The sequence below is a fragment of the Enhydrobacter sp. genome, from assembly GCA_025808875.1.
GTDB lineage: Bacteria > Pseudomonadota > Alphaproteobacteria > Reyranellales > Reyranellaceae > Reyranella.
Map to the genome: position 1 here is coordinate 4,434,694 of CP075528.1, position 13,440 is coordinate 4,448,133.

Below are 13,440 nucleotides of genomic sequence, written 5' to 3' on the forward strand. Positions count from 1 at the left end.
CCCGACGCCGTTCAGAGGCCGAGCCCGCGCGCGATGATGTTGCGCTGGATCTCGGACGTGCCTTCGCCGATGACGTAGACCAGCGAATCGCGATGAATGCGGCCGACGGGATATTCACGCATGATCCCGGCGCCACCATGAATGCGAACGGCAGCCTCCGAGACGCGCACCGCGCATTCGGAAGCGACCAGCTTCACCTTGGCCGCCGTGGCGGCGTCGAGCGTGCCTTGGTCGACCCGCCACGCGCCGTGATAGACCAGCCACCGCGCCGCTTCGATGTCGGCCGCCATGTCGGCGAGCTTGTGGGCGATCGCCTGATACTGGCCGATCGTCCGCCCGCGCACCTCGCGCACCTTGGCGTAGTCGAGCGCCGCCTCGAGCGCGGCTTGCGCCATGCCGAGCGCGTTGGCCGCCACGCCGACGCGGTTTTCCGAGAGGCTGTCGAGAATCACCGGATAGGTTCCCGTGCGATCGCCGAGCAGGCCGTCGTCGGGGACGAAGGCGTCGGCGATGTGCACCAAGCCGGTGTCCGAAGCGCGGATACCTTCCTTCTTCAGCCGCACGACCTCGATTCCCGGATTGGGCAACTCGACCAGGAAGAGGCTGATCGCGGCCGGCGTGGGATCCGACGCGGTCCGCGCGGCGAGGGTCAGGAAGTCGGCGATCGGCGCATTGGTGATGTAGAGCTTGGACCCGTTGAGACGCCAGCCGCCCGGGACCTTTTCAGCCCGAGTGCGCAGCGCACGGATGTCGGAGCCGCCGTCGGGTTCGGACAGGGCGAACCCGGCGATGCGCTCTCCCGCCAGCGCCGGACGGAAGAATCGCTCCTTCTGCCGCGCCGTGCCCGCTCGCCAGATCGGCCAGATGCCGAGATGACTGTGCGCCGACCACGACGAGGAGAAGGACTGGCAAACGCGCGACATCTCCTCGCGCACGATACAGTCGGCGATCTTGTCGAAACCCGAGCCGCCGTCGGCCTCGGGATAGCGCACGCCGATCAACCCCAGTTCGCCGAAACGCCGGAAGAGATGGCGGGGAAACGTCTCGCGCTCCTCCGCCTCGCGCACGAGCGGCGCGAGCTCGCCCTCGGCGAAGCGGCGCACCGTGCGCCGCAACTCCTCCTGTTCGGCGGTAAAGGAATAGTCCATTGAGATCGAAACCGCCGAACAGCGGGAATGCGACGGAGACTACTCGGCCGCGATCGCTTCCTTCACGAACTTCTTGGCGTCGAAATCCTCGGCGACCTTCATGTCGTTGCCGATCAGCTTGTCGACGTCGATCTTGGCATATTCCATCACGCCCATGTCGCCCAGGGCCTTCTGCACCTTGGGTCCGAACAGGCCGATCTCCTTGAGGATCGGCACGATGCGGGTGAACAGGCGCGTGCGGAACTGCTGCATGGCGCCGGATTGATGGGCATACTCCATCAGCTTGTCGACCGGCAGGCCCGAGCGCATCCAGACCTCGGCCTGATTGAAGCGGTCGCGCATGAAATAGAGCGCCTCGACGGTGAACTCCTCGCGCTCGGCCCGCTCATGGTCGGAGAGTTGCGGATAGTATTCGCGCAGCGCCATGCGCCCGAAGGTGACGTGGCGCGCCTCGTCCTGCATCACATAGGCGTTCACGGCCGCCGCCAGGTTGTTCTTCGCCTGGTCGCGGATGCGCTGGAAGGCGGCGAGCGCCAGGCCCTCGATCAGAACCTGCATGCCGAGATAGGTCATGTCCCAGCGCCGGTCGGCCAGCGTCTGCTCGAGCAGGTTCTTGAGCGACTCGGTGATCGGATAGGCCGACTTGAACTTCTCGTGGATCAGCCGCTTGTAGCTCTCGACGTGGCGGGCCTCGTCCATCACCTGGGTCGCCGCATAGAACTTGGCGTTCATGTCGGGCACGGTGTTGACGATCTTGGCCGTGGCGATCAGCGCGCCCTGCTCGCCGTGCATGAACTGGCAAATCGAATGGCACTGCAGGTTGAAGCGCAGCCAGTTCTTTTCCTTCTCGGTCATCTTCTCCCAAAACGGCGAGCCGTAGATCGGGATCGATTCGTCGGCGAGACCCATCGGGTTCTCCTCGAACAACTCCTGCGACCAGTCGATGCGGGTCGAGGTGTCCCACTGCTGCTGCTTGCCCTTCTCGTAGAGATTCAGCAGGTCCGCCGAGCCGTCCTCATATTCCCAGTTGAACTGGATTTCGGTGGCCCCGTCGAACTTCCAGCCGGTGACCTCGACCGGGAGCTGATAGATCTTTTGCGTCGTCATGGGCTCTTGCCTCCTGGCGCTGAACCTAGTCCCATCCCATGCCGGAGTGAAAACCTGACACTCCGTTCATTTTTCGTGGCGAAACTAGCACAGTCTGCTAGGGGAGTCCCCGCTAAAAAGTCGACAGGTCGAATTGGGACAGTTCAATGGCTTATCATCAATTGCGCATCGCCAAGATCGTCGAGGAAACGCCCGATGCGCGGTCGTTCGTGCTCGAGGTCCCCGCAGACCTCGTCGACAAGTTCAAGTACCGGGCCGGACAATTCCTGACCTTCCGCGTGCCCCACGATGCGGGTGAGTTCAACCGCTGCTATTCGCTGTCGAGCGCACCCGAGACCGACGGCCATCATCTCAAGGTGACGGTGAAACGCGTCGCGGGTGGCAAGGGCTCCAACTGGTTCAACGACGCCCTGAAGGAAGGCGGGTCGTTGCACGTGTTGCCGCCGGCCGGCCGCTTCGTGCTCCGCGAAGGAAGTGCGCCGTTGCTGCTGTTCGGCGGCGGCAGCGGCATCACGCCGATGATGTCGCTGATCAAGTCGGCGCTCAAGGCGGGAACGCGCCGCATCAGGCTTTTCTATGCCAATCGCGACAAACCCTCGATCATCTTCGACAAGGAGTTGCTGGCCTTGATCGCCGACCATCCCGCACGGCTGGAGGTTATCCACCATCTGGACGCCGAGCAGGGCCTGACGAAACCCGAAGAAATTCTCGCCGCCCTCAAGGGCTTCGAGACGGCCGAAGCCTACCTTTGTGGCCCGGGGCCATTCATGACACTGGTCGAACGCACCCTGGTCGATGCCGGCATGCCGCGCGACAAGGTGCTGATCGAGCGCTTCGAAGCCGCCGGCAACGACGCCATCCCGGTCGCGGCCGAGGAGGGCGACACGATCCCATCGGAGATCACCATTCATTTCGAGGGCAAGGCGCACAAGGTGCCCTACCGCAAGGGCCAGACGATCCTCGAGGCAGCGCGCGCCGGAGGCCTCAATCCATTGTCTTCGTGCGAGGAAGGATTCTGCGCGTCCTGTGCGGCAAAGCGCATCAAAGGCAAGGTCGTGCTGGCCAAAAACGACATCTACACCGACGATGACCTCGCCAATAACTGGATCCTGACCTGCCAGGGCCACTGTTTCGGGCTCGAGGTCGAGATCACCTACGACGTGGTCTAGCCGGCGGGTTATAGTAGACTTCGCCGATCATCGGGAGGAAGGACATGAACAAGCCGGTCACCCCGCGCGGTATCAACCATCTGGTGCTGAACGTCCGCGACATGGAGGAATCGCACCGCTTCTGGACGGAGATCGTAGGTTTCCGCCAAGTCGGCCAACTCACGCCTCGGCCGGACCGGCCCAATCCGCCCAACATGCGCTTCTACAGCGGCGTGCGTGAGGACGGCACCAGCCATCATCACGATATCGCCCTGGTCGAGAACCGCGACCTGCCGGCACCGCCCAAGGACTGGGCGATGTTCGGCATGCCCTGCGCGGTCAATCACATCGCCATCACCATGCCGAGCCGCGAGGCCTGGCTCGCCCATCTCGAATACCTGCAGAAGAAGGGCGTGAAGTTCGACCGCCGTGTCGAGCACGGCATGACCCACAGCCTCTACATCCACGACCCCAACGGCTATGGCGTGGAGTTCGTCTACGACCTGCCGAAGGAGGTCTGGAAGGACGACATCGACGGCGCGCTGAACTGGGTCAAGATCCTGCCGACCGAGGGGCCGGAGGCGCTCGAGGACCGTACCGAGGGCATCCCGAACTTCAAGAAGCAGCCGCTACCGGCGGCCGAGTAGCTACTCGGCCGCGATCGCCTTCTCGACGAACATCTTCCTGTCGAAGTCCTCGGCGACCTTGCCGTCGTTGGCGAGCTGCTCGCCGACATCGATGTCGGCGTACTCCATCACGCCCATGTCGCCGAACGCCTTGCGCACCCGCGGTCCCCACAGGCCGATGTCCCTGACCGTCGGCACGACGCGGCTGAACAGCCGGCCGCGGAACGACTTCATCTGCTTGGAATTGTAGTGGATGTCGTCGAGCATCCGCTGCGGCAGGCCGAGTCTCTCCCACACTTCCGCCTGGTTGAAGCGGTCGCGCATGAAGTAGAGCGCCTCGACCACGAACTCCTCGCGCTCGTCGCGCTCGGCGTCGGAAAGCTTCGGATAGTATTCGCGCAGCGCCAGCCGCCCGAAGGAAACGTGGCGCGATTCGTCCTGCATGACGTAGGCGTTGACCGCGCCGGCCAGCGTGTTGCCCGCCTTGTCGCGGATCGACTGGAAGGCGGCGAGCGCCAAGCCCTCGATCAGGACCTGCATGCCGAGATAGGTCATGTCCCAGCGCCGGTCGGTCAGCGTCTGCTCGAGCAGCGCCTGCAGCGCCTTGTTGATCGGGTAGGCGAGGCCGAACTTCTCGTGGAGCAGGCGCTTGTAGGCCTCGACGTGGCGGGCCTCGTCCATCACTTGGGTCGCCGCATAGAACTTGGCGTTCATGTCGGGCACCGTGTTGACGATCTTGGCCGTGGCGATCAGCGCACCCTGCTCGCCGTGCATGAACTGGCTGATGGAATTGGCCTGCAGGTTGCGGCGCAGCCACGACCGCTCCTTATCGGTCATCTTGCGCCACACGTCGGTGTCGTAGATGGAGATCGCCTCGTCCTTGAGCTCCATCGGATTGTCCGGATTGAGCTCCAGCGACCAGTCGAGCCGCGTGCTGGCATCCCATTGCTGCTTCTTGCCCTTCTCGTAGAGCTCGAGCAGCGAGGCGGATCCGTCATCGTACTCCCAGTTGAACTGGATCTCGGTGGCGCCGTCGAATTTCCACTGCGTGGTCTCGACGGGGAGTTCGTAGATGCGCTGCGTGGTCACGACGCCCTCCCGGGCAGATTGGCACTTTCACATAAGCATGAACTCGCGCCCGGCAAGTCGCAAGCCGAGGGACGTCGCATCCCGCTTTACGTAAGGCCGGCGCTACGTCAGCCGGCCTCTCAGGGTTGCAGGCGGTAGCCGCCGCGATCGGTGATCAGGATGGCGGCCTGGGCGGGGTCCTTCTCGATCTTTTGGCGCAGGCGATAGATGTGGGTCTCGAGCGTGTGCGTCGTGACTCCGGCGTTGTAGCCCCATACCTCGTTCAGCAGCACGTCACGCGCCACCGGCCGGTCGCCGGCGCGGAAGAGGTACTTCAGGATCGACGCTTCCTTGTCGGTCAGCCGGACCTTCTTCTTGCCGCCCTTCTCCATCAGCATCTTGGCGGCCGGATGGAACTCATAGGGACCGATCGTCATGACCGCGTCCTCGCTGCGCTCGTGCTGGCGCAGATGGGCCCGCAGACGGGCGAGCAGCACGTTGATGCGGAACGGCTTGGTGACGTAGTCGTTGGCGCCCGAATCGAGGCCGAGAATGGTGTCGGCATCGGAATCCGCCGCCGTCAGCATGATCACCGGCGAGCGCACGCCCTGGCGTCGCATCAACTTGCACAGCTCGCGGCCGTCCATGTCGGGCAGGCCGATGTCGAGAAGGACCGCGTCGTAGTGCGTCTGCTTCGCCTTTTCGAGACCCTCGGCGGCCGTCCCGACCTGGATGGTGGTGAAGCCGTCGTAGAGATCGAGCTGCTCGGCCAGCACCGAACGCAGCGCCGGATCGTCGTCGACCAGCAGAATTTTCTTGCCGCGGTTGTTGCCCGTCATGCCCATGCCGTAGTTGCCAGCCCGGTCACACTTTACCCGCTACGTTCGACGGGCAAAAGCGGTTCACTTCGGCAATCTGCCCCGACATGCTAGGAAAGCGTCATGAGTCCGGGTCAGGTCCATTCTCGCACCGCCACCGCCCTCGCCGCCGTCGAGCGGGCGATGGCCGAGTTGCGGCGCGGCGGCATCGTCGTGCTGCGCGACGAGGATGGCGGGGGTGGCCTGGCGATCGCCGCGGAGGCCTGCGGGCCGCGCGCCCAGCAGCGCCTGCACGCTCTCGCCCAGCATCCGCCAGTGGTGGTCACCACCCGTCGTCGGGCCGAGGCGATCGGCATGGAAATCCCGCCGCACATCGCCGGCAGCATGGGCGAGGTCAACAAACCCATCACCCTCGACCTGCCCGAAGGCGTGCCGGTCGACATCATCCTCCAGCCGCACGAGACCGAAGAGGCCGGTCGCCACGCCGCCTTGCGCTACCTCTCGCGGCCGATTGCGAGCCACGCGCCGCGCATCGCCGAGACGGCGATCGAGCTCGCCAAGCTCTCGCGTCTGCTGCCCGCCGTGCTGCTCGGGCCGCTCAGCCGCGATCCCGGCAACAAGCGGCGCGACTGGGCGCGCGAGCAGGACCTCGTCTATGTCGATGCCGGCGACGTGCTGGCCTACGAGGACAACGCCTCGCGCAACCTGCAGCAGGTGGCTCAGGCCTACGTGCCGCTCGAGGGCGCGGAGAACGCGCGCATCCTGGCCTGGCGGCCGAGCGACGGCGGCAAGGAGCATCTCGCCATCGTGGTCGGCGAGATCGACCCCACGGAGCCGGTGCTGATCCGCCTCCATTCGGAGTGCTTCACCGGCGACCTGCTGGGTTCGCTGCGCTGCGATTGCGGCGTCCAGCTGCGCGGCGCCATCGCCGAGCTCGCGCGCCAGGGATCGGGCGTGCTGCTCTACCTGGCGCAGGAAGGACGCGGCATCGGCCTCGTCAACAAGCTCAGGGCCTACGAGCTGCAGGACGAGGGCTTCGACACGATCGACGCCAACGAGCAGCTGGGCTTCGACGCGGACGAGCGCATCTACGCCCCCGCCGCGACCATGCTGGCGCGCATGGGCATCAAGCGAGTGCGGCTGATGACCAACAACCCCGAGAAGATCAGCCAGCTCGCGCGCCACGGCATCGATGTGGCCGAGCGGGTACCCCATTCCTTCCCGGCCAACGGCCACAACGAGAACTACCTCCGCACCAAGGCCGAGCGCGCCGGACACATGCTCTAGGAGGCGACGATGCGCATCGGCGTGCCCAGGGAAATCAAGGATCACGAGGACCGTGTCGGCCTCGTGCCATCGTCGGTGGCCGAGCTCGTGCGTCACGGCCACGACGTGCTGATCGAGCGCGACGCCGGCCGCGGCTCGGGCCTCGACGACGATGCCTACAAGGCGGCGGGGGCGCGTATCGTCGACGGCGCCGACGAGATATTCGCCAGCGCGGAGCTGATCGTGAAGGTCAAAGAGCCACTGGCGCCCGAGCGCAAGCGGCTGCGCGCCGGCCAGGTGCTGTTCACCTATCTCCACCTCGCACCCGACCGCGAGCAGACCCGCGAGCTGCTGCAGGGCGGCGCCACCGCGATTGCCTACGAGACCGTGACCGCGCCCACCGGCGGCCTGCCGCTGTTGACGCCGATGTCGGAGATCGCCGGCCGCCTCGCGCCGCAGGTCGGCGCGCGCTATCTCGAGCGGACCAGCGGCGGCCGCGGCGTGCTGCTGGGCGGCGTACCGGGCGTGCCGCCGGCCGACGTGGTGGTGCTGGGCGGCGGCGTCTCGGGCACACATGCCGCGACCATCGCGCTCGGCATGGGCGCCTCGGTCACCATCGTCGATCGTTCCGCCGACGTGCTGCGGCGGATCGCCGTGCAGCTGCCCGGCGCGCGCACCATCTTCTCGACGCATGACGCGCTGGTCCAGGTGGCGCGCCGCGCCGACCTGCTGATCGGCGCCGTTCTCGTTCCGGGCGCGGCCGCGCCCAAGCTGGTGACCCGCGACATGGTCAAGGCCATGAAGCCGGGCAGCGTCATCGTCGACATCGCCATCGACCAGGGCGGCTGCTGCGAGACCTCGCGGCCGACGACGCATTCGAACCCGGTCTATGTCGAGGAGGGCGTGACGCATTTCTGCGTCACCAACATGCCGGGCGCGGTGTCGCGCACCTCGACCTTCGCGCTCAACAACGCCACCCTGCCCTTCGTTCTCGCCCTCGCCGACAAGGGCTGGCGGCGCGCCATCGCCGAGGATCCGCATCTCAAGAACGGTCTCAACGTGCATGCCGGCAAGCTGACCTGCCGGCCGGTCGCCGAGGCGCAGGGCCTGCCCTACACCCATCCGGACGCACTCTGAGCGATGGCGGAGGACGCCGTCCTGGTGTTCGACATCGAAGCCGTGCCTGACGTACGGGGCTTCGCCGTCGCAGAACGGCTGGAGAGCCATCCCGACTGGTCGGTGCGCAAGCAGATGGGCGAGAAGGTCGCCCGCCAGCTCTTCCAGCGCATCGTCTGCATCGGTTCGTTGCGCGCCGTGCGCAGGGACGGCGTGTGGCGCATCGAGTCGATCGAGGCTCCGCATGCTGGCGAGGCCTCCGAGCCCGAGATGATCGAGCGCTTCGCCGGGCGCTTCGTGGGCGGCCCCCTGCTGGTCAGCTTCAACGGCCACACCTTCGACCTGCCGGTCCTGCGCTACCGCGCCATGTTGAACGCGGTGAGCCTGCCCGGGCTGGCAGCGCGCCGCTATTTCGACCGTTCGGCGGCCGATTCGATCGACCTTTGCGACCTGCTTTCGGGACAAGAACGGCACGCCCGCGCCAGCCTCGACGAGCTTTCCCGCCTGCTTGGCCTGCCGGGCAAGCAGGACGGCATGGACGGCGGGGCGGTCGAGGAGATGTTCGATTCGGGCCGGCATGCCGAGATCGCCGCCTACTGCCGAAGCGACGTCGTCAACACCTACCGCGTCTGGCTGCGCTACGAGTTGTTCTGCGGCCGCCTGAACGCGGCCGAGTTCGCCGCCAGCGAACGCGACCTCGGCTGACGCGACCTCACCCGGCTCAGGGGTAGGGTGTCCACTTGTTGGTGGCGGTGTTGTAGCGCAGCAGAGTGGCCCTGCTGCCCGCCTGCACGACCATGTAGGCCGCGCCGTTGGCGCAATCGGCGACGATGGTGCCGTCCGCATTGCGCACGGCGCGGGTCACCTGGCCGCACGGCGCCTTGTTCGCGAGGATGGCGTCGGTCGCGACTTTTTGCGCTGCCGCGTCCGACGCCGGCTGGGAGAAAGCGGCGGCAGATGCCAGCGACAGGGACAGCAGAAAAGCGACGGATCGGCGAAGCGGCATGGCGCCAGTCTATCACCTAGGGTTGGGCGTTGGCAGAGGCCGTCCGCCCGCCGAACATCTGCTGGGCCACCGACGACAGGCTACGCTCGCGCTCGGTGTCGATGCTGACCGACGCCGTCATGCCGGCGCGCAGCGGCGGCTCGCCGACATGCGGCAGAAGCCTGAGCCTGACTGGCAGGCGCTGCACCACCTTGACCCAGTTTCCACTCGCGTTCTGCGGCGGCAGGATGGCGAACTCCGCGCCGGTCGCCGGGCTCACGCTCTCGACCAGCGCCTCCCAGACCGTGTCGGGATAGCCGTCGAGCACCACCCGGGCCTTCTGCCCGACCCGGACATGGGTGAGGTCGGTCTCCTTGAAATTGGCCTCGATCCAGGGCCGGCTCGTGACGACCAGGGCGAAGAGCGGCGTCGCCGCGCGCACCTGCTCGCCGCGCTGCAGCCGCATGTTGACCACGATGCCGTCGACCGGGGCGCGGATGCTGGTGCGCGACAGGTCGAGTGCGGCGCGCTCGCGGGCGGCGATCTTCTCGCGCACCAGCGGATGGTCCTCGGCCGCGAGGTCCGGATTGCCGTTCAGGGCCGTCAGCACGCGGCGCTGTTTCTCGCGCACCGAGGTGACGCGGTCGGCCGCCGCACGGGCCTCGTTTTGCACTTCCTCCAGCTTGCTCGCCGAGGCGATGCCCTTGGTCGCCAGCTCCTGCTGGCGCTCGTATTGCCTGCGGAAATAGACGGCGCGCGCCTCGGCGTCGGCCAGTTCGGCCGTGGCCTCGCGCCAGGTGGCGCGCAGGGTCTCGACCTGGGTGCGCGCCGCGTCGAGCTCGGCCTCGATGCTGTCGAGCGCCAGCCGGAACGGCCGCGGCTCGATGGTGAGAAGCTGCTCGCCGGCCTGCACGGTCTGGTGGTCGTGCACCAGCACGCGGCGCACCTGCCCGGAGACTTCGGGCGCGATCTGCACGATGTGCGCCTTCACGTAGGCGTTCTCGGTCGAGACATGGCGTCCGCCCGACAGCCACCACCAGACGCCGCCCACGACCGCCACCACGGGAACGACGACCAGCAGCACCAGCCGCTGCAGGCCGAGCCGACCGCCCCTCATGCCGCCCTCGCCCGGCGCGGACGCGGCGCGGGATCGGCGCCCTCGCCGCCGGCGATCTCCTGCAGTCGTTCCTTGACCCGCGCGGCAAGCCGCGTGAACTGCGCGCGCTCGCCCAGCGACAGCGAGCCCAGCGCGTCGTCGACCGTGCCTTCGGCGCGCTTCCACAGCCGGGCATGCACGCGCCGCGCCTCGGCGGTGAGGTAGAGGCGCCAGACCCGGCGATCGACGCCGTCGGCGCGCCGCTCCAGCCAGCCGCCCTTCTCCATGCGGTCGATCATGCGGCCGGCGCTGGCGCGATCGATCTCGAGCATCTCGGCGAGCTCGCTCTGGCTGGCGCCGGGCCGGCGGTAGAGCCGGGTCAGCATCAGCCACTGCGCGCGCGTCAGCCCCATCTCGCGCACCCGCCGGTCGAACACCGTGCGCATGAGACGGGCGACGTCGCTCAGCACGTAGCCGATGTAGTTGTCGTCCTCCGGACCCACCCGGACCCCTCTTCCTGAAATTGTTGTCTAGGCTACAATAGACTGGTCCATGTCTTCAAGCACCCCCGCCGCGACGATTCCCGAGCCCGCCGAGCCGACGGTGGCGCGCCGCGTCCTCATCCTGGTCATGGTCGTGCTGGGCTCGACCCTGTACGCCACCACCCTGCTGATCGCCTCGACCCTGCTGCCCCAGATGCAGGGCACCATGTCGGCCACCCAGGACGAGATCGCCTGGGTCATGACCTTCAACATCCTGGCGACCGCGGTGGCGACGCCGATGACTGGCTGGCTGGTGGCGCAGTTCGGCCGGCGCGAGACCATGACCTGGTCGGTGCTGCTGTTCACCATAACGACCTTCCTGTGCGGCCAGGCCGATTCGCTCGAGACCCTGATCCTGTGGCGCGTCCTGCAGGGCGCGCTCGGCGCGCCGGTGATCCCGCTCTCCCAGACCATCCTGCTCGACACCTTCCCCAAGCGGCAGCAGGGGCTGGTCACCTCGATCTTCGGCATGGCCGTGGTGATCGGGCCGGTAATCGGCCCGACGCTCGGCGGCATGCTGTCGGAGATCTACAGCTGGCGCTGGGCCTTCTACATGATCGTGCCGGTCGGATTGATCTCCTTCGTCGGCCTGCGCCTGACGCTCGCGCGCGACCGGCCGAGCGGCCGCACCAGCCTCGACTGGACGGGCTTCCTCTCGCTCTCGGTCACCATCGCCTGCGTGCAGCTCGTGCTGTCGCGCGGCCAGCGGCTTGACTGGTTCGATTCGCTCGAGATCGTGCTGGAGACCTTCATCGCCGGCATCGCCTTCTGGATCTTCATCGCCCACAGCCTGACCGCGCACCGTCCGTTCCTCAACCTGCGCCTGCTGCTCGACCGCAACTACGCGCTCGGCCTGCTGCTGGTGCTGATCTACGGCATGCTGAACTTCACGCCCATGGTGCTGCTGCCGCCGCTGCTGCAGCAGCACGCCGGCTTTCCCGATGCGCTGATCGGCGAGGTCATCGCCGCGCGCGGCGTTGGCGCCACCATCGGCTTCTTCATGGCGATCTGGTTCGGCCGCGTCGACCCACGCATCGGCATCGCCTTCGGCTTCGCGCTGCAGGCGATATCCGGCCTGTGGCTGATGCAGATCGACCTCAATGTCGGCATGGACACCCTGCTCGCCAACAGCCTGGTGCAGGGCATCGCCATCGGCGTCATCTGGGTGCCGCTCACCCTCGCCACCTTCGCCAACATGAGCCCGGCCAACCTGCCCGAGGGGACGGCGGTCTATCACCTGCTGCGCAACATCGGCTCGAGCTTCTTCATCTCGATCTGCGTCGCCGAGATCGTGCGCTCGACGGGCGCCAACTACGGCCGCCTGGTCGAGATGGTGACGCCCTACAACCGCGTGCTCGACCTGCCCTGGGTGATGGGCCACTGGGACATCGACACAGTGCAGGGCCTGGCCAAGCTGTCGAAGGAGATCGGCCGGCAGGCGGCAATGATCGGCTACATCAACGCCTTCGGCCTCTATACGCTGGCCTCCGCCCTCGCCGTGCCGCTGATCGTGATGATCGGCCGACGCTCGCGCGGGACCTGAGGACGAGGGCCCCCGGGGACGGGCGGGAGGACACGACACCATGACCCTGCGGCTTTCCGAGAATTTCCGCGCGCTGTTCTACGCGCCGTTCTACGCCGCCGAGGCGACGGGGCATTTCCGCGACGCCGGCATCGAGGTTGCGCTGCGTGCCTCGCCCGATCCGGCGATGGCCCAGCGCGCGCTGCTGGCCGGCGAGGTCGAGGTCATGTGGGGAGGCCCGCTGCGGGTGATGACCCACCACCACGAGGATCCGCGCTCGCCGCTGGTCTGCTTCTGCGACGTGGTGGCGCGCGATCCGTTCTTCGTCGTCGGCCGCGCGCCGCGGCCCGATTTCACCCTTGCCGACCTCACGAGGGCGACGCTCGCGACCGTGTCGGAGGTGCCGACGCCCTGGATCTGCCTGCAGGACGACCTGCGCCGCGCCGGCATCGACCCCGCCTCGGTCGAGCGCATCGCCGGCAACACCATGGCAGACAACGAAGCGGCGCTGCGCGCGGGCACGGTCGACGCGGTGCAGCTCTTCCAGCCGTTCGCCGAGCGGCTGGTGCGCTCGGGCGCGGGCCATGTCTGGTACGCCGCCGCCACGCGCGGCCTCACCGCCTACACCACCCTGACCACGCGGCGCGACGTGCTGGCGGGCCGGCGCGACGAGCTGCTCGCCATGACCCGCGCCATGCACCGCACGCTCTGCTGGTTCGCCATGACGCAGGCCGATGACATCGCGCGGTGCCTCGCGCCCTATTTTCCCGACGTGCCGGCCCAGCTCTTCGCGCAGTGCATCGAGCGCTATCGCGCGCTCGGCCTGTGGGCGACCGACCCGCTGATCCGGCGCGAGGGCGTCGAGCGCCTGCATGCCGCCATGCGCGGCGCCGGCGTGCTGACCCGCGACGTGGCTTTCGAGGCCTTCGTCGACACGAGCCTCGCCGCGGAGGCGATGCGCTAGGCGCCGCCGTTGGCTATCCTGCCGTGTCCTGCAA

14 protein-coding genes are annotated in these 13,440 nt (G+C 67.3%); 7 read left to right on the forward strand and 7 right to left on the reverse strand.

What is annotated here, in order from left to right:
* Positions 1-11: 11 nt before the first annotated feature.
* Positions 12-1,148, reverse strand: coding sequence for an acyl-CoA dehydrogenase family protein (locus KIT25_22015; protein UYN94668.1), 1,137 nt, complete (start codon positions 1,146-1,148; stop codon positions 12-14).
* Positions 1,149-1,187: 39 nt separating this feature from the next.
* A complete protein-coding gene (locus tag KIT25_22020) occupies positions 1,188-2,255 on the reverse strand; it encodes a ferritin-like domain-containing protein (protein ID UYN94669.1) in 1,068 nt (355 codons plus the stop codon).
* A 146-nt stretch (positions 2,256-2,401) separates the two neighbouring features.
* Between KIT25_22020 and KIT25_22025 the strand changes: the two genes are divergently transcribed.
* Together KIT25_22025 and KIT25_22030 are read left to right on the forward strand one after the other, a co-directional pair.
* On the forward strand, positions 2,402-3,424 hold the full coding sequence (locus KIT25_22025; protein ID UYN94670.1) for a ferredoxin--NADP reductase: 1,023 nt from the start codon (positions 2,402-2,404) through the stop codon (positions 3,422-3,424).
* Positions 3,425-3,468: 44 nt separating this feature from the next.
* Positions 3,469-4,050: a VOC family protein gene (locus KIT25_22030; protein UYN94671.1), complete on the forward strand. Its 582-nt coding sequence runs from the start codon at positions 3,469-3,471 to the stop codon at positions 4,048-4,050.
* Here the strand turns inward: KIT25_22030 and KIT25_22035 are convergent, their stop codons facing one another.
* Positions 4,051-5,118, reverse strand: coding sequence for a ferritin-like domain-containing protein (locus KIT25_22035; GenBank protein UYN94672.1), 1,068 nt, complete (start codon positions 5,116-5,118; stop codon positions 4,051-4,053). It abuts the gene before it with no gap.
* Between the two features lie 119 nt (positions 5,119-5,237).
* Positions 5,238-5,936, reverse strand: a complete 699-nt coding sequence (locus tag KIT25_22040; GenBank protein ID UYN94673.1) for a response regulator transcription factor — start codon at positions 5,934-5,936, stop codon at positions 5,238-5,240.
* 102 nt (positions 5,937-6,038) lie between these two features.
* Between KIT25_22040 and ribA the strand changes: the two genes are divergently transcribed.
* Genes ribA through KIT25_22055 form a run of 3 tightly spaced genes read left to right on the forward strand, consistent with a single transcriptional unit; the run spans position 6,039 to position 9,002 of the window.
* Entirely contained in the window at positions 6,039-7,202 is a 1,164-nt protein-coding gene (ribA, locus tag KIT25_22045) for a GTP cyclohydrolase II (protein ID UYN94674.1), read from the forward strand.
* 9 nt (positions 7,203-7,211) lie between these two features.
* Positions 7,212-8,318, forward strand: coding sequence for an alanine dehydrogenase (ald, locus tag KIT25_22050; GenBank protein UYN94675.1), 1,107 nt, complete (start codon positions 7,212-7,214; stop codon positions 8,316-8,318).
* A 3-nt stretch (positions 8,319-8,321) separates the two neighbouring features.
* The gene (locus KIT25_22055) at positions 8,322-9,002 is read left to right on the forward strand and encodes a ribonuclease H-like domain-containing protein (protein UYN94676.1); all 681 of its coding nucleotides are present in this window, start codon (positions 8,322-8,324) and stop codon (positions 9,000-9,002) included.
* 16 nt (positions 9,003-9,018) lie between these two features.
* Here the strand turns inward: KIT25_22055 and KIT25_22060 are convergent, their stop codons facing one another.
* The 3 genes from KIT25_22060 to KIT25_22070 are packed head-to-tail and all read right to left on the reverse strand — an operon-like array spanning position 9,019 to position 10,881.
* Positions 9,019-9,303, reverse strand: a complete 285-nt coding sequence (locus tag KIT25_22060) for a hypothetical protein (GenBank protein ID UYN94677.1) — start codon at positions 9,301-9,303, stop codon at positions 9,019-9,021.
* Positions 9,304-9,319: 16 nt separating this feature from the next.
* Entirely contained in the window at positions 9,320-10,399 is a 1,080-nt protein-coding gene (locus KIT25_22065; protein ID UYN94678.1) for an HlyD family secretion protein, read from the reverse strand.
* Positions 10,396-10,881, reverse strand: a complete 486-nt coding sequence (locus KIT25_22070; GenBank protein ID UYN94679.1) for a MarR family transcriptional regulator — start codon at positions 10,879-10,881, stop codon at positions 10,396-10,398. The genes KIT25_22065 and KIT25_22070 overlap by 4 nt, the downstream gene beginning before the upstream one ends.
* A gap of 49 nt (positions 10,882-10,930) precedes the next feature.
* Between KIT25_22070 and KIT25_22075 the strand changes: the two genes are divergently transcribed.
* Together KIT25_22075 and KIT25_22080 are read left to right on the forward strand one after the other, a co-directional pair.
* On the forward strand, positions 10,931-12,463 hold the full coding sequence (locus tag KIT25_22075) for a DHA2 family efflux MFS transporter permease subunit (protein ID UYN94680.1): 1,533 nt from the start codon (positions 10,931-10,933) through the stop codon (positions 12,461-12,463).
* A gap of 40 nt (positions 12,464-12,503) precedes the next feature.
* Positions 12,504-13,406, forward strand: a complete 903-nt coding sequence (locus KIT25_22080) for an ABC transporter substrate-binding protein (GenBank protein ID UYN94681.1) — start codon at positions 12,504-12,506, stop codon at positions 13,404-13,406.
* Positions 13,407-13,440 lie beyond the last annotated feature (34 nt).

What these genes read in the sequence shown, in the direction of transcription:
- KIT25_22015 (UYN94668.1), bottom strand. Translation starts at nt 1,148, where the DNA reads ATGGACTATTCCTTTACCGCCGAACAGGAGGAGTTGCGGCGCACGGTG.
- KIT25_22020 (UYN94669.1), bottom strand. Translation starts at nt 2,255, where the DNA reads ATGACGACGCAAAAGATCTATCAGCTCCCGGTCGAGGTCACCGGCTGG.
- KIT25_22025 (UYN94670.1), top strand. Translation starts at nt 2,402, where the DNA reads ATGGCTTATCATCAATTGCGCATCGCCAAGATCGTCGAGGAAACGCCC.
- KIT25_22030 (UYN94671.1), top strand. Translation starts at nt 3,469, where the DNA reads ATGAACAAGCCGGTCACCCCGCGCGGTATCAACCATCTGGTGCTGAAC.
- KIT25_22040 (UYN94673.1), bottom strand. Translation starts at nt 5,936, where the DNA reads ATGACGGGCAACAACCGCGGCAAGAAAATTCTGCTGGTCGACGACGAT.
- ribA (UYN94674.1), top strand. Translation starts at nt 6,039, where the DNA reads ATGAGTCCGGGTCAGGTCCATTCTCGCACCGCCACCGCCCTCGCCGCC.
- ald (UYN94675.1), top strand. Translation starts at nt 7,212, where the DNA reads ATGCGCATCGGCGTGCCCAGGGAAATCAAGGATCACGAGGACCGTGTC.
- KIT25_22055 (UYN94676.1), top strand. Translation starts at nt 8,322, where the DNA reads ATGGCGGAGGACGCCGTCCTGGTGTTCGACATCGAAGCCGTGCCTGAC.
- KIT25_22060 (UYN94677.1), bottom strand. Translation starts at nt 9,303, where the DNA reads ATGCCGCTTCGCCGATCCGTCGCTTTTCTGCTGTCCCTGTCGCTGGCA.
- KIT25_22065 (UYN94678.1), bottom strand. Translation starts at nt 10,399, where the DNA reads ATGAGGGGCGGTCGGCTCGGCCTGCAGCGGCTGGTGCTGCTGGTCGTC.
- KIT25_22075 (UYN94680.1), top strand. Translation starts at nt 10,931, where the DNA reads ATGTCTTCAAGCACCCCCGCCGCGACGATTCCCGAGCCCGCCGAGCCG.
- KIT25_22080 (UYN94681.1), top strand. Translation starts at nt 12,504, where the DNA reads ATGACCCTGCGGCTTTCCGAGAATTTCCGCGCGCTGTTCTACGCGCCG.